The following is a 17,573-nucleotide window of genomic DNA, read 5'->3' as shown; positions in this document are numbered from 1 at the left end:
GCTCGTCAGCCAAGATTGAAAACTTTAGTCACAACAAACTCTAGAAAACATGAATACAGTTAGCTTAAGTACAAACACTGGCCAGAAAACAGCTTTTTCTTTTGTCCCTAGTTCTGATGATGCTGTAGTCGTAGGCGATCGCAATCTCACTGTTGAAGAAGTAATTAGTGTAGCGCGTTATGGCAAACAGGTACGTTTAACTGACGATCCAGAAAAACTGGGTAATATTCAAGCATCCTGCGATTATATTCGTAATGCCGTTGAATCTGGTGAACCTATTTATGGGGTGACAACTGGTTTTGGTGGTATGGCAAACGTGGTAATTTCTCCTGAATCTGCGACTTTACTACAAAATAATTTGATGTGGTATCACAAAGTAGGTGCAGGTAAAAAAATACCTCTAGTTGATGTTCGGGCTGCCATGCTGCTACGTGTGAATTCTCACATTAGTGGTGCATCGGGGATTCGTTTAGAAATCCTCAAGCGGATGTTGATATTTCTGAATGCTGGTGTTACACCTCATGTCTGCGAATTTGGTTCCATTGGTGCTAGTGGTGATTTAACACCCTTAGCATATATTACCGGAGCATTGATTGGTTTAAATTCCAGTTACACCGTTGACTTTAACGGTGAAGAAATAAATGCCCTAACAGCACTCAAAAAGCTGAATTTAGAGCCATTGCACCTACTTCCTAAAGAAGGGTTAGCAATGATGAATGGTACTTCAGTCATGACAGGTATCGCCGCTAATTGCGTCTACGACACCAAAAATCTTTTAGGATTGTCAATGGCTGCCCACGCCTTAGCTATTCAAGGTTTAAATGGGACTAATCAATCATTTCACCCATTTATCCATAAACTCAAACCACATTCAGGACAAAAATGGGCTGCTAGCCAAATGCTCAACCTGTTAGAAGGTTCGCAGTTAGTTCGAGACGAGTTAAATGGCGCTCACAACTATCGCGGCGAACATCCGATTCAAGATCGTTATTCACTGCGTTGTTTGCCTCAATATATGGGGCCAATTGTCGATGGTTTTGACCAAATTCAAAAACAAATTGAAGTAGAAATTAACTCTGTAACTGACAACCCACTTATCGATGTAGAAAACCAAGCAAGTTATCATGGCGGTAATTTCTTAGGGCAGTACATTGGCGTAGGTATGGATCAATTGCGTTACTACATCGGGTTGTTAGCTAAACACTTGGATGTCCAAATAGCGTACTTGGTTGCACCAGAATTTAACAATGGGCTATCTCCATCTTTAGTTGGTAACACAGATCGAGTTGTAAACATGGGATTGAAGGGATTGCAAATTACTGGCAACTCGATTATGCCTCTGTTAACCTTCTATGGAAATTCTATAGCCGATCGTTTTCCCACTCACGCAGAACAATATAACCAAAATATCAACAGCCAAGGTTTTGCTTCCGCAAATTTAGCACGTCAATCAGTAGAAATCTTTCAACAATATATAGCGATCGCTTTGATGTTTGGTGTGCAATCGGTTGATTTACGCACATACAAAACTGTTGGACATTATGATGCCCGCGTCACCCTCTCGCCAGCAACCAGAAATTTATATCTAGCAATCCGTGATGTCGTCGGACAAGCGCCTTCTGCCGACAGACCTTACATCTGGAATGACCACGAACAAGCCCTAGACGAACACATCGCCAAAATTGCCAGTGATATCGCCAATGGTGGACAGATTGTGCAAGCAGTTAAGGAGCTTTTGTTGACCTGAAACTCCTAAGTCTTAATCTGTTACGAACGGTGATGATTTTTTCTAATTAAATTGGAGAGAATACAATGATCAAACAAAGCATCTACCAAAATGCACGTAAAAAACCTCCTGGCCCACCTGGTTTTCCGATTATTGGTTGCTTTCCACAAATGTCAACAAATCCGCTGCAATTCCTCACCAATGCAGCGCGTGAGTATGGTGGCGTTGTCCATCTGGGGTCAATCGGCCCGCAACAACTTTACTTGATTGCCGATCCCGATTCTATAAAATATGTCCTGCAAGAAAATCCTCAGAACTATACAAAAGGTGAAAATTTCCAGGACATAAAACTAGTAATTGGCGAAGGCTTGGTAATTAGCGAGGGTGATTCATGGCGTTCCCAGCGTCGCCTCATGCAACCATCTTTTCACCGCCAGCAAATCGCCGCGATGGTCAATGACATGACCCAGCTTACCGCCGAGATGGTAGAACGCTGGCAAAAAATTCCACCCGGTGCAACTCTCGATATCTCTGCGGAAATGCTCGTGCTGACACAGAAGATTCTGCTGAAGACGACTTTGAGTATCGATGCTGATAGTGACACCAGCGAACTAATTCAGGCTTGGAATAATATCTACAAGTTCCTTAGCGATCGCTTATGGGCTGTCATCAAGCCGCCTATTAGCTTCCCCACACCAAAAAACCGCCAGTTTACCCAAGCAATCAACACCCTCCGCACAGTTGCTAACAACATTATTCAGCAACGCAAACAAGGCAATCATACTACTCATGACATACTTTCAATGTTCATGAGTACTCAGGATGAATCTGGCAAAGGATTGAGCGATCGGCAATTACATGACCAGATAGTTGGACTCTTCTCGGCTGGATTTGAGACTTCAGCTGTAACACTTGGTTGGATCTGGTACTTGCTTTCCAAATATCCCACCGTGGAACGCGAGTTACAGGCAGAACTGGCTACGGTATTGGCTTGCAGAACCCCTACTTTCGAGGATTTGCCATACCTGAAATATACCAAAATGGTTGTCCAAGAGGCAATGCGACTTTATCCGGGTGCGTGGGTTTATGCCCGCAACAACTTGGGCGATGATTTGATTGGCGGCTATCATATTCCAGCTGGCTCGATGCTTTTGTTCAGTCCCTTTGTCACGCACCGCCTCCCTATTTTTTGGGATAATCCTGAAGGCTTTGATCCTGAACGATTCACACCAGAACGCTCTGTTGATCGTCCCCGTTATGCATACTTTCCTTTCGGCGGCGGCCAACGTCAATGCTTAGGTGACATGTTTGCATTAACAGAAATTCAGTTGATTGTGGCAATGGTGTGTCAACGTTTCCGCCTCAATCTACTGCCTGAACATCCAGTTGAGCCGCAGCCATTGCTAACTCTGCAAACACGCAAAGGCATCCTGATGACATTGCAGCCACGAACGGAACTTGATAGCGTCAGTCAGCTAAATACTCAAAAGACATTATTAACACTGAATTCTTCTGAGCAATGACTGTCGAAGTAGACAAAGGTAATGAAGTTAAGTGAGTCTTTTTAGCCATGAATATTGCCCATCATATCGAGCGGGGTTATCAACTATATCCTGATAAAATCGCGCTGATATTTGAAGAGAAATCTTTTACTTACAAACAGCTTAACCAACTAGCAAATCGTCTAGCTAACAGTTTAAGTGGATTAGGAATTAAAAAAGGCGATCGCGTAGTTTTGTTTTTGCCAAATATTCCAGAATTTATCATTTCTTATCTTGGCATTCTCAAAATTGGTGCGGTTGTTGTCTCAGTCAACGTCATGCTGAAAAGTAATGAAGTTAGCTACATTCTCAACGATTGTGCTGCTAAAGCAATAATTACTACAGAGTCACTCATTGAAAATGTACCAGAGGCAGATTTACCCGAACTGCAACACATTTTGATTGCAGAGGGTAGCGCCAAAAAGGGAATTACTTTAGCAAAACTGATAGAAAGTGCTTCTGGTAATGCAGATGCTATTGAAATAGATCGCCATACTCCTGCTAGCATCGTCTATACGTCAGGAACAACAGGTTTTCCTAAAGGAGCGACCCTTTCTCACGGCAACATAATTTCTAATATGTATTCCCAAAACCGTTGTTGTGGAATGCAATCAGATGACCGATTACTACTTTATCTACCGTTATTTCATTGCTTTGGTCAAAATGCTATTCTCAATGCAGCATTAAACGTATGTGCCACAATTATCCTGAAACGTCGATTTGATCTTGAGCAAATACTCAACGCGATCGCTACTCATCAAGTAACAATGTTTTTTGGAGTACCAACGGTATTTATCAATCTTCTAAATAGTAATTTATCTGGTTACAACCTCAATAGTGTTCGTTACTACTTTTCAGCTGCCGCACCAATGCCAATTGAAGTTGCACAAACTTGGCGAGATAAGTATGGGAAAGTCATTAATGAAGGATATGGCTTAACTGAAACATCACCATGTGCGTCTTATAATCACGATTTGAAATACAAACTCGGTTCCATTGGCGCTCCAATTGAGAATGTAGAAATGAAAGTTATTGACGATAATGGTAATCAGGTAGAGCTTGGTGAATTGGGTCAGATAGTAATTCGAGGGCCTAACGTCATGCTTGGTTATTGGAATCGCCCATTTGAGACTGCGGAAGTAATTAAAAATGGCTGGTTCCATACTGGTGATATTGGTAGGATAGATGAAGACGGTTTTTTCTACATCGTTGACCGCATGAAAGACATGATTAATGTGTCTGGATTTAAGGTATATCCGACTGAAGTTGAAAATGTGATTTATCAACATTCATCTGTTGCCGAGGTAGCTGTATATGGCGTTAAGGATGCTATCAAAGGTGAGATAGTTCAAGCAAATATTATCTTGAAGCAGGGTAAGATAATTAGCGAAGAACAAATCCTAAAATTTTGCTCGGAAAGAATGGCAAAATACAAACTTCCTTGTGCTATTAATTTTGTAGATTCCCTGCCAAAGAACCCAACAGGTAAAGTTCTAAAACGAGTTTTACGCCAGCAATCAAGCTCTCAATTAGTTGCTGTTAATAACTAAATCTAGCTTGAGCTAAGTCATCAATAAAGCTAAAAAATCAATAAACAGGAATCATTGGCAATGGTGAATACTAAGTATATCAACAAAAAAGCTAATTCTCCTCAAGCTTTGGGAACAAAAATTAACCCTTCATCTAATCAAATTTCATTTGAAACTTCAACTGGATCTTCTATTTTCTCTCCTGCATCGCTGAATGAAAAATTTCCAGAGTCAGAATTAAATCCTACGGTTGCAGAGGCTCTAGTTAAGATTCTGGAAAATTTGGGAGTTAACTATGCATTTGGTGTTTCAGGAGGCGGTATTGGGCCATTATGGGCAACATTAAACCGTAGTAGCATCGAATTGCTTCACTTTCGCCATGAATCAGGAGCAGCCTTCGCCGCGACTGAAACTTATTTTGCCAGCGATCGCCCCGTCGTGGTATTCACTACTACAGGCCCTGGGATTACAAACGCTCTGACTGGGCTTTTTGCAGCGCGAGGGGAAGGAGCAAAGGTAATTTTCTTGTCGGCTGCAACCTCAACTGCAAATCGCGGTCGGGGAGCTTGTCAAGAAACTAGCGCCCACACAATGCCCTTCTCAGGAATTTTTACTTCGGGCCCACTATTCAATTACGCAACTATATTAGAGTCTGGAGATCAACTGCCAGAAATTTCTCGCAGACTTGCCCAAGGTTTAGCCCAACCAGGCAGCTTTGTAGCCCATATTAGCGTTCCTACCCCAATCCAGACGACACCATTAAAAGCACAGTTACCTCAGCAAGGCTTTTCTCAATCTGTACCAACAGCTAGTGAAGAAGCGATCGCTGAATGTGTAAAACTATTATCTGAAGAATCCTTTGCTATCTGGGTTGGCTTTGGGGCGCGACACGCCGCCGAGGAAATCCGCCAGTTGGCACAAAAAACCGGGGCGGCGGTAATGACATCACCTCGCGCCAAAGGGATTTTTCCAGAACATCATCCCCAATTTATCGGTGTCACAGGTTTTAGCGGACATTTATCAGTCCTGACATATATGCAAGAGCAACGACCGCAACGCATATTAGTGTTGGGAACGCGCCTTGGTGAACCTACTTCATTTTGGAGTCCGGCGATGATTCCCAGTAATGGATTCATTCATGTTGATATCGATGCGCAAGTTCCAGGAGTAGCTTATCCATCAGTAGAGACTGTTGCTGTCCACTCAGAAATCAAAGCATTCCTCAAAGCGATATTAAAACACTTGCCAAAACGTCTTAATTGGTTTCCTAATTCCTCACTACCCCGTCCTGAAATTTACACCAATGCTCCCCGCAACAATGGCTTAGTGCGCCCCGAAGTTCTGATGGATGCAATTCAAGGGCTGATTATTGAGGGTAGCGATGCCTCAATCTTAGCTGAAGCGGGTAACTCCTTTGCTTGGGCAACTCACTTGTTGCGATTTAAGCAACCAGGTCGTTACCGGATTAGTACTGGTTTTGGCTCTATGGGTCATGCTACCACCGGGGTAGTTGGCACAGCATTAGGGCGAAAAGGTAAAGCCGTTGCTATTGTTGGCGACGGAGCAATGCTGATGAACAACGAAGTCAGCACGGCAGTGAGATTTGAGGTTCCATCTGTCTGGATTATCCTCAACGATGGACGTTACAATATGTGCGCCCAAGGAATGGCATTGCAGGGGTTAAGTGGCCAGGTTCCCATAGATACAGAAATACCGAGTACTGATTTTGCTGCGATCGCTAGAGCTATGGGAGCCGATGGTATCTGTGTTAATACTGAATCAGATTTGGGAGCAGCGCTACAAAAAGCACTTTTATCTACTGTTCCATTCATTGTTGATGTGAAAATTGACCCAACGCGACCCGCACCTATTGGAGGCCGCATTCAAAGTTTGATTAAGCAAGGAGCCATAGAAGCTAAAACGGTTATTGGTCATTAGTCATTAGTCATTAGTACCAATGATTAATAACTACAGCATATTTCAAGTTACTGAAGTACACAATGATTCATATCAAAGCCAGGTATAAAGCCTGTTTTACTTCTGACTCCTGAATTCTGAATTCTGCTGTATATAGCGTTTCCAAATCATACAAGGTATATCATAGCCCCCTCATCGCTTGCGGGGAGGGGGTTGGGGGTGGGGTTCTTTTACCTCACTCAACTGAGAATCGTATCAGTATTTTCCACTTTCATCGTGTAATACCAAAAACAAAATCAAAAGGATATTTGTCATGACAACATTAGAACCAGTAGGTATTCGTGCAGTTTCAGTTAACTTTCCTAGCATCATCCGCACAAACAATTACTACAGAGAGAATTTCCCAAAGATGGTTGCTGAGGCTGAACAAAAAACTCTAGCGAAATTGTTTGTACCCGATCAAGCCACAGTCACCAGTGATGATGATATCTGGTCACAAGAGGTAACACCATATATGTCAGACCCTTTCCGTGGTACTGTCGAACGAAGGGTCTTAGCTCCCGATGAGACTTCGCTCTCACTAGAGTATCGCGCCGCTCTCGATGCCCTCGAAGCCGCAAAGCTATCTCCTGAAGACATCGATCTCATGCTCGTTACTTCACTATTTCCAGAGCAAATCACACCTGGTAATGCTGCTTTTCTGGCTGGAAAATTGGGACTACAAGGTGCGGCGTGGAATATAGAATCAACTTGCACTTCAGTATTAGTTTCGCTTCAAACGGCCTGTTCTTTAGTGCAAACGGGACAGTATCAGAATGTGTTAGTGGTCGTCTCAACTACGTATTCGCGCTATACTGACGAAAATGATACTTTAGCATTTTTATCAGGCGACGGTGCTGGAGCCTTTGTAGTTGGTAAACTGAAAGCAAACCAAGGTATTCTCGGTACGAAAATTGCCAATACTGCTGCGACCTGCGGTGCTTTCTATAATGAATTCACCACCGATGAACATGGTAACGTCAAAATGTTTATCCGAGGCGGCAAGGGTGCAAGCAAGATGTTTAACGAGACAACAGTGAAGTTTATTCGTCTATGTTGCCACGGTGCGATCGCTGATGCTGGACTCACTTTAGATCAAATCAACTTTTTTGTCTTTAATACACCCAGTGCCTGGTATTCACGAGTTTGCACCCGCGCTCTCGGTATTGAACCAGAGCGTACACTCAACATTAATCCCCTATATGCCAATATTGGGCCAACCTTTCCCGTTGCGAATCTCTACCATGCCGCCCATGCAGGTAAAATTCGTGAAAACGATCTAGTTCTCGTCTACACAATGGGTTCGTCATCTAATGCTGGTGGCTGTGTAATGCGCTGGGGCGATGTCGCGCTAGGCCCTGCTCCTGCTCCATCAGTTAGTTTTTCTCAACAAGAGGATAGAATTCTGATTCGTCAATAGGATTCTTGACTTTTATAGAGACGTGATTAATTGCGTCTCTACACTGCATACATCTAAACAGCAAAATACATACATCTTTGAAAGGAGTTTTGTGATGGAGATTACAGAGTCAATGGCACAAGTCCTGACCAATTCCAACTCCGTGCTGAATGACCCAGCTTTTGTCCAGGCTTTTTTATCAGTAGCAGCATTTCCTCAAGATCCTGAGCTTGCATGGTATTTCAAGTTAGAAGAAACAATCAGGCATCTGGATGACATGCAAGCTTCTGACCATGTTGAACAGTTGCAGCTTTATCCTGGGATGGCAGAAATGATTTCGCAACGCTATTTGGGGCCTCAGTATAAATTAGAAGACCTCAATAAAGACTGCGCTCCAGGAACTCTAGGTTATGTCTACTATCATCACATGACTGAAAATGGTATTCCTGCTTATGACTATAGCGCTTATGATTCACCTGATGATTTAAACTATATCAAAATACGCAAAATGCAGACTCACGATATCTGGCACGTCATAACTGGCTATAACACAGAAATTTTGGGAGAATTAGCACTCCAGGGTTTTTGTCATGGTCAAGGCCCAACAGTCTATCAAACCTTGTTGATGACAGCTTTGGTTCTGCACTTTGCAACCATTAACACCAAGAATCTAGGCTTGGCTCTAGAGGCGCTATTTGAAGGCTGGCAACGGGGTCGTGCTGCTCATCCCCTTTGGGCTGTGCGCTGGGAAGAAATGTGGCACAGACCTTTAGAAAGTATCCAGGCAGAGTATAATATACTCCCAGGTCAAGTTTTACAACGCGATCGCCTGCCAAATAATAAAATTTTCAGCCTGAAAGTATAACCATAGCAATCTTAAATGATATGCGAGAAAATACTGAGGCAAAAATACTTAATTATACAAGCATTACAGCTTTTATTTATTCTCCCGTATCATTTAAGACTGCTATATATTGATTGGGACATAACTAAAATGGCTTTGTTGAATAAATTCTCAATTGCTTCTGCTGTCAGCATTGTAGCATTTTTAGCTTTAGGAACGCTTGGTACAAATCCAGCCCAAGCTGCCTTGTTGAAATTTAGTTTCGAGGGTGAGGAAGTAAACGGTTACTTTACTTACGATGACAGTGCTATAGGAAGCAGTCCCTTTACACCCAATGCTACAGCATATCCTGATGGAGGATATGATTATAAATTTGACTTTGGGGAGAAGGGGGTTTTTGAAGGAAGTGTTGGTAATCCGATTATTTTTTTAGCTCGTGCTGAAGATGGTATTCCATATCCTGACACTGATGATTTTATTTGGGAAGTACGTGCTTTTCAACGACAACCAGCGTCTGAGTTTGCTTTGGTGAGCTATTTTCATTACCCAGAAGATACATTTGGTGGATCTACCGCTATACGGACAACAGTCCCAAGTACTGCAATTCTTGATGTTTATCCAAATGTAGACCCTTCTTCTTCAAGAGGCAACCTGGTGTATACAGGAACTGTCCGAACTCGGATTGAGAAGGTTCCTGAGCCTACATTCTTGCCTGCATTGTTAGGAGTAGGCGCTTGGTTTTTGTTCCGTCGTCAGCACCGACATATTATTACTGAAGAGAATTAATTATAGTAAACCAACTTAGTATATTTAAGTCTTTTTTAGTACTTTATTAAAGTTAGTTTCAGAAACTAATTGGGCAATCAATGTTTTTTAGAGGTAATAAAAATGGCTTTATTGAATAAATTATCGCTTTCGGCTATTTCAAGTGCAGCAGCGTTACTTGCGTCAGTAACATTAAACATAAATACTGCTGAAGCTGCCCTGTTTAAATTTACTTTCGAGGGCGAGGGAGCAAATGGTTACTTTATCTATAATGATTCAGCTAAGAAGCTAGAACCTCTCGGAGAGAACTTTCCTCTTGCTGAGTATGATGGCTCAGTGGAACAATATTCCATTAATGCAGGGGGTGTTCTGGCCGAGGGAACAAAAGGATCGCAGCAAGATATACATGATGAGGCCAGAAATATTGTTTATCTTAGCCGTGCTGGTAATTTAGGCTATGACGATACCGTTGATGACTTTATTCTTTACGTTCCTCCGACTGCCAGTGGGCGGCAATACGGTTTGTCAATTCGCTTTAGTTACCCAGAGGGAACCTTTTCAGATTCTGTTGCCATCCGAACGAGCGTATCTGACACCGCTAGACTCAGAGTTTACCCATACTGGGATTTCCCTAATACGACAGGAGACTACACATTTCAAGGAACTGTTAAAACAAAAATCGAACAGATTCCTGAACCTGCATCAGTGTCTGCATTACTGGGAGTGAGTGCTTGGTTTATTTTCCGTCGTCAGCGCCGACAACTATTATCTGCATAAGATTAGTTCACCGAGCTATTAAAAAATTTAATTTGGCAATCAATCTTTTTTAAAGGTAAGAGAAATGGCTCTATTTGATAAATTCTCACTTCCTGTTATTTCAAGTGCAGCAGCATTCCTCGTATCAATAATACTAAATATAGACACTGCTCAAGCAGCTTTGTATCGATTCAGCTTTGAAGGTGAGGGAGTGAACGGTTACTTTACTTACGATGACACTGCCATAGGAACTCCAGATTCACCGAAGTCTACCCTATATTTTGAAGGGGGATATGATTATAAATTTGATTTGGGGGAGAAGGGAGTTTTTCAAGGAACCGTTGGTAATCCGATTGTTTTTTTACCCCGTCAAGAAGATGGTCTTACATCACCTGATACCGACGATTTTATTTGGGAAGTACGCGCTTCTCAACGGCAGCCAGCGTCTGAGTTTGCTTTGCTGAACTATTTTCATTATCCAAAGGGTACATTTGGGGAATCTACCGCCATCCGAACAACAGTTCCAAGTACTGCAATTCTTGATGTCTATCCAAATGCGGACTTTCCTAATTCAATAGGCAATCTACTGTATACAGGAACTGTCCAAACCCGAATTGAAAGGGTTTTTGAACCTGGATTGTTGCCTGCATTGTTAGGGGTAGGCGCTTACTTTATCTTCTGTCGTCGTCAGCGCCAAGGAAAACTAATTGATATCTAAGACTGACGCTGGTTTAGTTAACTTTTAGCCCAATCTAGATTGCTCCTCTTTCATCACCTTTGGTTAAACTTTCTATTGTTAAACAATCGTTATATCTAAAGAATGAAAGAGGGTTACAAATAGTTTTATTGTTTTTTAACTCTTTAATCTCAATAATCTCTCTAGAATTTTTTCAGAATATATCATCTAGACCTGATATATATCGCATCAAAACTATAATAGGCGATCGCACTCTTCAAAGCAGCACATAGCTATTGGTATTAAGAAATAGCAAGAATCAATAAAAATTAGACTAAAAATCCGAAAAAAAGTTCCAATTGTTTTGGGTTGAAAGAGTAGCTAACTAAAACTTTGTGTTGAGACAAAAATTAAGTCTTTAAGGGTTAAATCAACATGGATAAGTTCACATTGCTTACACATACATACCAACAAAATCACATATCAGCGTCACTTGGAGAATGGCGGGTGCGAGGACTCCGGGGTGCAACTACAGTTAGCCAAAACTCAGCACAAGCGATCGCTGAGGCTGTAGATGAGTTATTGAATGCTTTAGAAGCAAACAATCCTTTAGATCCTGCTGAAATCGTTAGTGTCACCTTTTCAGCGACTCCTGATCTAGATGCAATGTTTCCAGCTGCGGTGGCACGTCAACGTCCGGGTTGGGATCGAGTTCCTCTATTGGATGTCCAGCAAATGCAGGTAAACGGTAGCCTGAAATGCTGTATTCGGGTGCTAATTCACTTTAATACCCCGATGCCTCAAAATGCATTACGCCCGATCTATTTGCGTGGCGCTGCACAGTTACGCCCGGATATAGCGAGATGCAGTTAAGCGTAAGCGTAGACTGTCGCAGACATCGCTATCTCTGAAAAAATAATCATCTATTGAAGAGGTCTTATGCTTCCAGAAAAGCTGAAACAAATTGACCAACAACTCATTGATTTACTAGGTAAAAGAATTGCAGTTTTAGCTGAATCACAATCTATATCTTTAGAAGAACAAATTACTAATTTTGCATTCTCCTTAGTGCAGGCTGGTGTTCCAGAGTCAATGTGGAAAAACCTGGTTACAGGTTGTACCTCTGCTGCTAATGCATTTTCGCCTCCAGCAAATACCAAACCACGACGGGTTACTCTAGTTGGTGGGCGCGGTATGATGGGGTACTTTTTTCAGCAGAAATTATCAGCCGCCGGTCACTACATCAGTATTCTCGACCAGGGGGACTGGGAACAAGCAGAATCACTACTAAAAAAAGCAGATTTAGTTTTAGTTTGTGTTCCTATTGAATATACAATAGACGTTATCCATAAACTTGCTAAATACCTATCTCCAACTACTGCTTTAGCTGATATTGCTAGTATTAAAACTCCAATATTACAGACTATGCTTGAGCAGCATAGTGGGCCTGTAATGAGCTTACATCCAATGTTTGGCCCAGGCATAAAATCGTTCTTATGCCAAAAAGTGGTAGTCTGTTCTGGTCGTGGAGACGATGCATTTCAATGGTTTTTAGATTTAATTGAACATGATGGTGGTAAACTGATTGTGTCCACACCAGAAGAACACGATGAAATGATGATTGCTGTTCAAGCAATCCGTAATTTTACAACGTTTAGTCTTGGTGTTTTCCTAGCAGAACAAAACATTGACATCCATCGTAGCTTAGATTTTTCTAGCCCAATTTTTCGTCTAGAAATGGACATAGTTGGCCGCTTGTTCAGTCAGTCTGCACCTCTGGTAGTAGATATTATGCTTGCGACATCAGAGCGTCGAGAAGCTATTGGGCAGCTAGCGATCGCTTATAATCGGTTGGCGCAATTAGTTATTCAAAACAATCGAGATAGTTTAATTCAGGAGTTCAAAGCAACTCATAGCTTTTTGGCAGAAGAAATGCACTCTGCTGTAGAAGAAAGTACTCATGTGATTGACACCTTAAGTACACTCTTAGCTGCTAAAGATGTTGAACAAAAACAACTATATTTCGTTAGTAAACAAAGTGCGATCGCTAATCAACCTATAGCATCACGAGCCTAAATTGCTTCATATGGGAGAACTATTGAACCAAAATAGTAGGGTGCAAAGGATACAAAGAAATAAAGAGTTCTTGCATAAGTCCAAGTTTTTGTAGACTCAATGCTAATTTTTACAACCAAAATCAAAAATGTTAACTAGAAAGCAATTTTTAACGATGAGTGCAGGTTTAGGAGCCGGAGTTCTGCTCCCCGAACTACTTAAAGGAAAGAGAACCTATGCAGCCTCGCCCTCACTTTCAAAATTTACCGAGTCTCTGCCCATTTCATACCCAATTTCACCGCCTAGTACCTTAGATATTGCACCAGGTACACACTCGTTCCATAGCAGCTTAGGATCTTCTACCACCTGGGGTTACGGCGGATTGTCTTATCTTGGCCCCACTTTCGAGGTAGCAAGGGGAACGCCTGTTAGGATTCAGGCATTCAATAAACTTGGCACTCATCCATTAGCTGGGTCAGTAGATACAAACTTGCATGGTGTCAATGCATCCGACATAACTAATCCCCGAACAATTATACACTTACACGGCAGCAATACCGAACCTGAGAGCGACGGTTATCCAGAAGATACATATCTGCCTGGACAGAGCAATGTGTACAACTACAACAACAATCAAGAGGCAGGAACACTCTGGTATCATGACCATTCCCTTGGCATGACCGCTTTGAACCTCCAAGCCGGTTTAGCTGGAATGTATCTGATTAGGGATGATGACGATCCCATTGGTGGCAATGGCCCCCTTGGTATCCCTGCTGGAGCGCCTTATGAAATACCGTTGGTGCTGCAAGATCATTCCTTCGATTCCAATGGTTCGATGTCCTTTCCAGCGACATGGAAAACTGAGTTTTACGCTGATGTTGCTGTCGTCAACGGCAAGGTTTGGCCAAACCTCAATGTTGACCGAACTTTGTACCGCTTCCGCATCGTCAACGCCTCAAACTCCCGATTCTTCAGATTAAAGCTGTCGTCAAATCAGCAACTAATTCAAATTGGCAGTGACGGAGGATTCCTAAACGCTCCAGTATATTTGTCTAAGCTACTGCTAGGGCCTGGTGAACGAGCAGACGTACTCATCGATTTTTCTCAAAGCCTGCCAGGAGACAAGATTGTATTGCAAAACGACGCTGCTGCACCGTATCCCAAAGGTTTAGCTACGGTAATTGCTCAGGGTTTCTTTAAAATGCCAGAAGTTATGCAGTTTACAGTGAATCAGGGTGCTGCCGTTCCTAAAGCTATTCCCACAAGGCTGCGAGTAAACAATCCATTAATCACAAAAATTGCTACGAAACCAGTCAAAGAGCGCAACCTGGTTCTAATAGATATTTTGGACTCTAATTTTAAAGTCTTAGCCATGATACTCAACGCTGTTTACTGGCATGAGGCAGCCAACCACCCAGAATTGAGAGAGCAACCACAAGTAGACACAGTAGAGCAGTGGAACTTTATCAATCTTCAGCCATATGCCCACACAATGCACCTGCATCTAGTACCATTTCAAATCCTCAACCGACAATCAATCAATGATAGTGCGTACTCAGCAGCATACAGAGCTACTGGCCCGCGTAAAGTACTCATGCACAATGCACCTGGTGGGGATACAGTGCCTTATGGTTATCCACCACTCGACCCTACCCCCTATTTAAAAGGTTCAGCAAAACCGCCAGCAGCGAACGAGGCTGGTTGGAAAGATACTGTAGTAGTCAATCCGTTTGAGGTGGTTCGTGTGATAGTTCCTTTTGGTGCTAAAGCCGCAGCAAATTTACCTTTTGGCAATTCATTCACTGGACGATTTGTGTGGCACTGCCACATGCTGAATCACGAGGATAACGACATGATGCTACCTTTTGACGTTCTACCGTAGCTTCGTATGTGTTGAGAAGAGAATCAAAGATGGGGTTCTTTAGGAATAAGTCATTAACCAAAGACGATCTTAATAGTGATTTGAAATAAAAGGGGAAATGGAATGAATTTTGACAAAAAACTTGCAGCTACTTTTACTGGCACGATCTGTTTTCTAATGGCTATGATGGCTCCTGTTTCGGCTGCCATGTTTAATTTTTACTACTCTGGTACAAGTGTACTGAACCCAAATGACAATGTTATAGCCAGTGGAACATTAACAACTAGCCCTTACCATTCCGCCACAAATAGTTATGAGATTATAGATATTACTGGTATTAGAAATGGCGATCCAATAGAATCTTTATTATCTCCAGGTTCATTTCTTGACAATGACAATCTCTTACTAGCTGATTCTCCAGCATTGAGTGAATTTGGATTTGCTTACACCGCAGCAAAAGTGTCATATAATGTTTTTAACACTTATGACTATTTAGAAGTTGGATATCAAGGTTCCTATACAGGTTATCCCCTCAGTTATTTTTCTATAACACCTATACCTGAGTCTTCTTTAATGTTGGGAATACTAAGTGTAACTGTTTTAGTAGCTATCAACAAAATAAACGGTAGGCTCGTTCTTAAAAAACTCAATCATTCCAATGGAGGCATTGCTAATTAACAGATATTTTTAAAAGTCGATCGCCGGGATTTTAAGTACTTTTAGATTCCCTCTAACCTCCTACAAAAGCCTACGGAGTACACACAAATAATTTAATTATCCCAAATCCCGTTTTTAGTTGCACGTCAAGGCTAAAACAGTGTATTAGAAAAAAGCAGAACGCATTAATTTATCTCAATTTTATCAAAAATCTATTACAACATTTTAGCCTTGTCAGCCTAATTCATAATAGGGATTTTAGGTAATTACAATTGTTATTGGCAAATCTCCCAGAATACTTTTTAGTCGTCGTTGATACTCTAGTTCACCTGAGTTTGATATAAAAAATTAGCTTGAAAATCTTGTCTGATAAGCTTTCAGACCAAATGATATAGGCGCTTTCTCACAGCGATTATTGAGAATTAAAGATATTTGTTGAAAATAGAGTGTTTATTATCATTATAGGAGCCTAGTTGAGAAGAAAAACCGAGTGTGTTTTTCAGCGAAAAGCTTTATATCTAAGGCTTTTAGGCATTTTCTTACGTCGAACTCAGGTTAGTTCAGGTAAATTCCAGCAATGGTAAGTTGCCAATTATGACTTCTATCTCGCTTTAATTGCGGAATCAACCTCGCAAAGACCACCGAAATAAATCCCATAGATGCCAAGGTAATTTTAATTCGTTGTCACTTAGCTCATATTGGGAAGCGAACCATCTAAGCCAATTTCTAAACTAACCAAACCCCTTATAGAAGTCACCATCGAGTTTGATGACAACTAACTTGTTCGTAGTCTTACCACTCCTACCTCCACACAAAACCTCTATTGTGAATTCGCTTCGCCTGGCAATATTTTACGCCAATGGCTGAGATTGTCACAGATATTTACAGAGAAACATTCTACTCTAGATAAATTGCGATCGCGCTACCGTTCTCAAATTCTCCCATACATCCTATTGCATCCGATTTGAAACCACATTGCATAGATACATCCCATTGGTCACTTACTCTATTACCTCTTTGCCAAGCAATTTGACTGACGTAGAAATCTTCGCCATCTCCTAGATTAGCAAGTTGGCTAGGAGTAAGCATAAGGATTAAACAATAGCGTGTAGAACAGAGTTTGAGGTTAGCGCTAGCATCGCTGAAAGCCCCCATAACTGTATAGTCACAGCCATATTTTTCGCCATCAATTGCAATGCTGCAAGTTGATGGATAAAAGGTTTGGTGATATCTAAAATTATTGGCTGGTTTTGCTAATGTAGGGCTAGCATTTAGGCTTAATAGACCAACGGAGGTGAGTAGGGATACAACCATTCTTTTGAACATTATTCTGACCATTATAAAAATTATTGTTATGGGTGATGCAACCTTAGTAAAAATTCGTACACTAGTTTTACTGTTGGCAATGAGTTACACAATATCTGACATATTCATGCAACACATCCACCTTTTCTGCTTGTTTGTGTGCAGTTCTCATACCTAAAGAATGCACAAATGCGATCGCCTGATTGCAGAAAAGTGCATAATTAACGAATATTCGCTTATTTATTATCCAAAGGTGCAGTTTTATTAGATACTCAAAGAATCTATATGAAAGCGCACCTATGACTAAACAATACGGATTACACAAGTGTTTGCAGTTCGGATTGGCAGGGTTGCTAGGCTGGTTAATTGTCAGTATCTTTACTGATAAAGCTCAGGCACAGCAAAGTAATATCGTACCTGACAAGACACTTGGCGCTGAGTCCTCTCAAGTTATATCATGTCCGGATGATCGCTTACGATAAAGCTAGGAAGTAAAAATATGA

The 17,573-nt window shown here is 41.6% G+C and carries 15 protein-coding genes; 14 read left to right on the top strand and 1 reads right to left on the bottom strand.

Annotation, left to right across the window (positions count from 1 at the left end):
* Positions 1-49 precede the first annotated feature (49 nt).
* From RMZ95_RS28050 to RMZ95_RS27990, 13 genes are all read left to right on the top strand, one after another.
* Positions 50-1,747, top strand: coding sequence for an aromatic amino acid ammonia-lyase (locus RMZ95_RS28050; RefSeq protein WP_322685826.1), 1,698 nt, complete (start codon positions 50-52; stop codon positions 1,745-1,747).
* 65 nt (positions 1,748-1,812) lie between these two features.
* The gene (locus RMZ95_RS28045) at positions 1,813-3,249 is read left to right on the top strand and encodes a cytochrome P450 (protein ID WP_322685827.1); all 1,437 of its coding nucleotides are present in this window, start codon (positions 1,813-1,815) and stop codon (positions 3,247-3,249) included.
* A 47-nt stretch (positions 3,250-3,296) separates the two neighbouring features.
* Positions 3,297-4,817, top strand: a complete 1,521-nt coding sequence (locus tag RMZ95_RS28040; RefSeq protein ID WP_322685828.1) for a long-chain fatty acid--CoA ligase — start codon at positions 3,297-3,299, stop codon at positions 4,815-4,817.
* 60 nt (positions 4,818-4,877) lie between these two features.
* The gene (locus RMZ95_RS28035) at positions 4,878-6,734 is read left to right on the top strand and encodes a ScyA-related TPP-binding enzyme (RefSeq protein WP_322685829.1); all 1,857 of its coding nucleotides are present in this window, start codon (positions 4,878-4,880) and stop codon (positions 6,732-6,734) included.
* Between the two features lie 292 nt (positions 6,735-7,026).
* Positions 7,027-8,172 carry a 3-oxoacyl-ACP synthase III family protein gene (locus RMZ95_RS28030; protein ID WP_322685830.1) on the top strand — a complete coding sequence of 382 codons (1,146 nt, stop codon included), beginning with the start codon at positions 7,027-7,029 and terminating at the stop codon, positions 8,170-8,172.
* Positions 8,173-8,266: 94 nt separating this feature from the next.
* The gene (locus RMZ95_RS28025; RefSeq protein ID WP_322685831.1) at positions 8,267-9,016 is read left to right on the top strand and encodes a Coq4 family protein; all 750 of its coding nucleotides are present in this window, start codon (positions 8,267-8,269) and stop codon (positions 9,014-9,016) included.
* 129 nt (positions 9,017-9,145) lie between these two features.
* Positions 9,146-9,781 carry a PEP-CTERM sorting domain-containing protein gene (locus RMZ95_RS28020; protein WP_322685832.1) on the top strand — a complete coding sequence of 212 codons (636 nt, stop codon included), beginning with the start codon at positions 9,146-9,148 and terminating at the stop codon, positions 9,779-9,781.
* 102 nt (positions 9,782-9,883) lie between these two features.
* Positions 9,884-10,537 (top strand): PEP-CTERM sorting domain-containing protein, encoded by a 654-nt coding sequence (locus tag RMZ95_RS28015; protein WP_322685833.1) that lies wholly within the window; start codon positions 9,884-9,886, stop codon positions 10,535-10,537.
* A gap of 64 nt (positions 10,538-10,601) precedes the next feature.
* Positions 10,602-11,234, top strand: coding sequence for a hypothetical protein (locus RMZ95_RS28010; protein WP_322685834.1), 633 nt, complete (start codon positions 10,602-10,604; stop codon positions 11,232-11,234).
* 393 nt (positions 11,235-11,627) lie between these two features.
* A complete protein-coding gene (gene aroH / locus RMZ95_RS28005) occupies positions 11,628-12,065 on the top strand; it encodes a chorismate mutase (RefSeq protein ID WP_322685835.1) in 438 nt (145 codons plus the stop codon).
* Positions 12,066-12,131: 66 nt separating this feature from the next.
* A complete protein-coding gene (tyrA, locus tag RMZ95_RS28000; protein WP_322685836.1) occupies positions 12,132-13,268 on the top strand; it encodes a bifunctional chorismate mutase/prephenate dehydrogenase in 1,137 nt (378 codons plus the stop codon).
* A gap of 127 nt (positions 13,269-13,395) precedes the next feature.
* Positions 13,396-15,129, top strand: coding sequence for a multicopper oxidase family protein (locus RMZ95_RS27995; RefSeq protein ID WP_322685837.1), 1,734 nt, complete (start codon positions 13,396-13,398; stop codon positions 15,127-15,129).
* A gap of 102 nt (positions 15,130-15,231) precedes the next feature.
* The gene (locus tag RMZ95_RS27990; protein ID WP_322685838.1) at positions 15,232-15,786 is read left to right on the top strand and encodes a hypothetical protein; all 555 of its coding nucleotides are present in this window, start codon (positions 15,232-15,234) and stop codon (positions 15,784-15,786) included.
* An 876-nt stretch (positions 15,787-16,662) separates the two neighbouring features.
* Here RMZ95_RS27990 and RMZ95_RS27985 read toward each other — a convergent pair.
* Positions 16,663-17,079 (bottom strand): hypothetical protein, encoded by a 417-nt coding sequence (locus RMZ95_RS27985; RefSeq protein WP_322685839.1) that lies wholly within the window; start codon positions 17,077-17,079, stop codon positions 16,663-16,665.
* A gap of 290 nt (positions 17,080-17,369) precedes the next feature.
* Here RMZ95_RS27985 and RMZ95_RS27980 point away from each other — a divergent pair, with 290 nt between their 5' ends.
* Complete coding sequence (locus RMZ95_RS27980) at positions 17,370-17,552, top strand: hypothetical protein (protein WP_322685840.1); 183 nt, start codon at positions 17,370-17,372, stop codon at positions 17,550-17,552.
* Positions 17,553-17,573: the final 21 nt, after the last annotated feature.

It is taken from the genome of Nostoc sp. DedQUE07 (genome assembly GCF_034530975.2).
Taxonomy (GTDB): domain Bacteria; phylum Cyanobacteriota; class Cyanobacteriia; order Cyanobacteriales; family Nostocaceae; genus Nostoc.
This window is presented reverse-complemented; position numbering and strand designations above follow the sequence as displayed.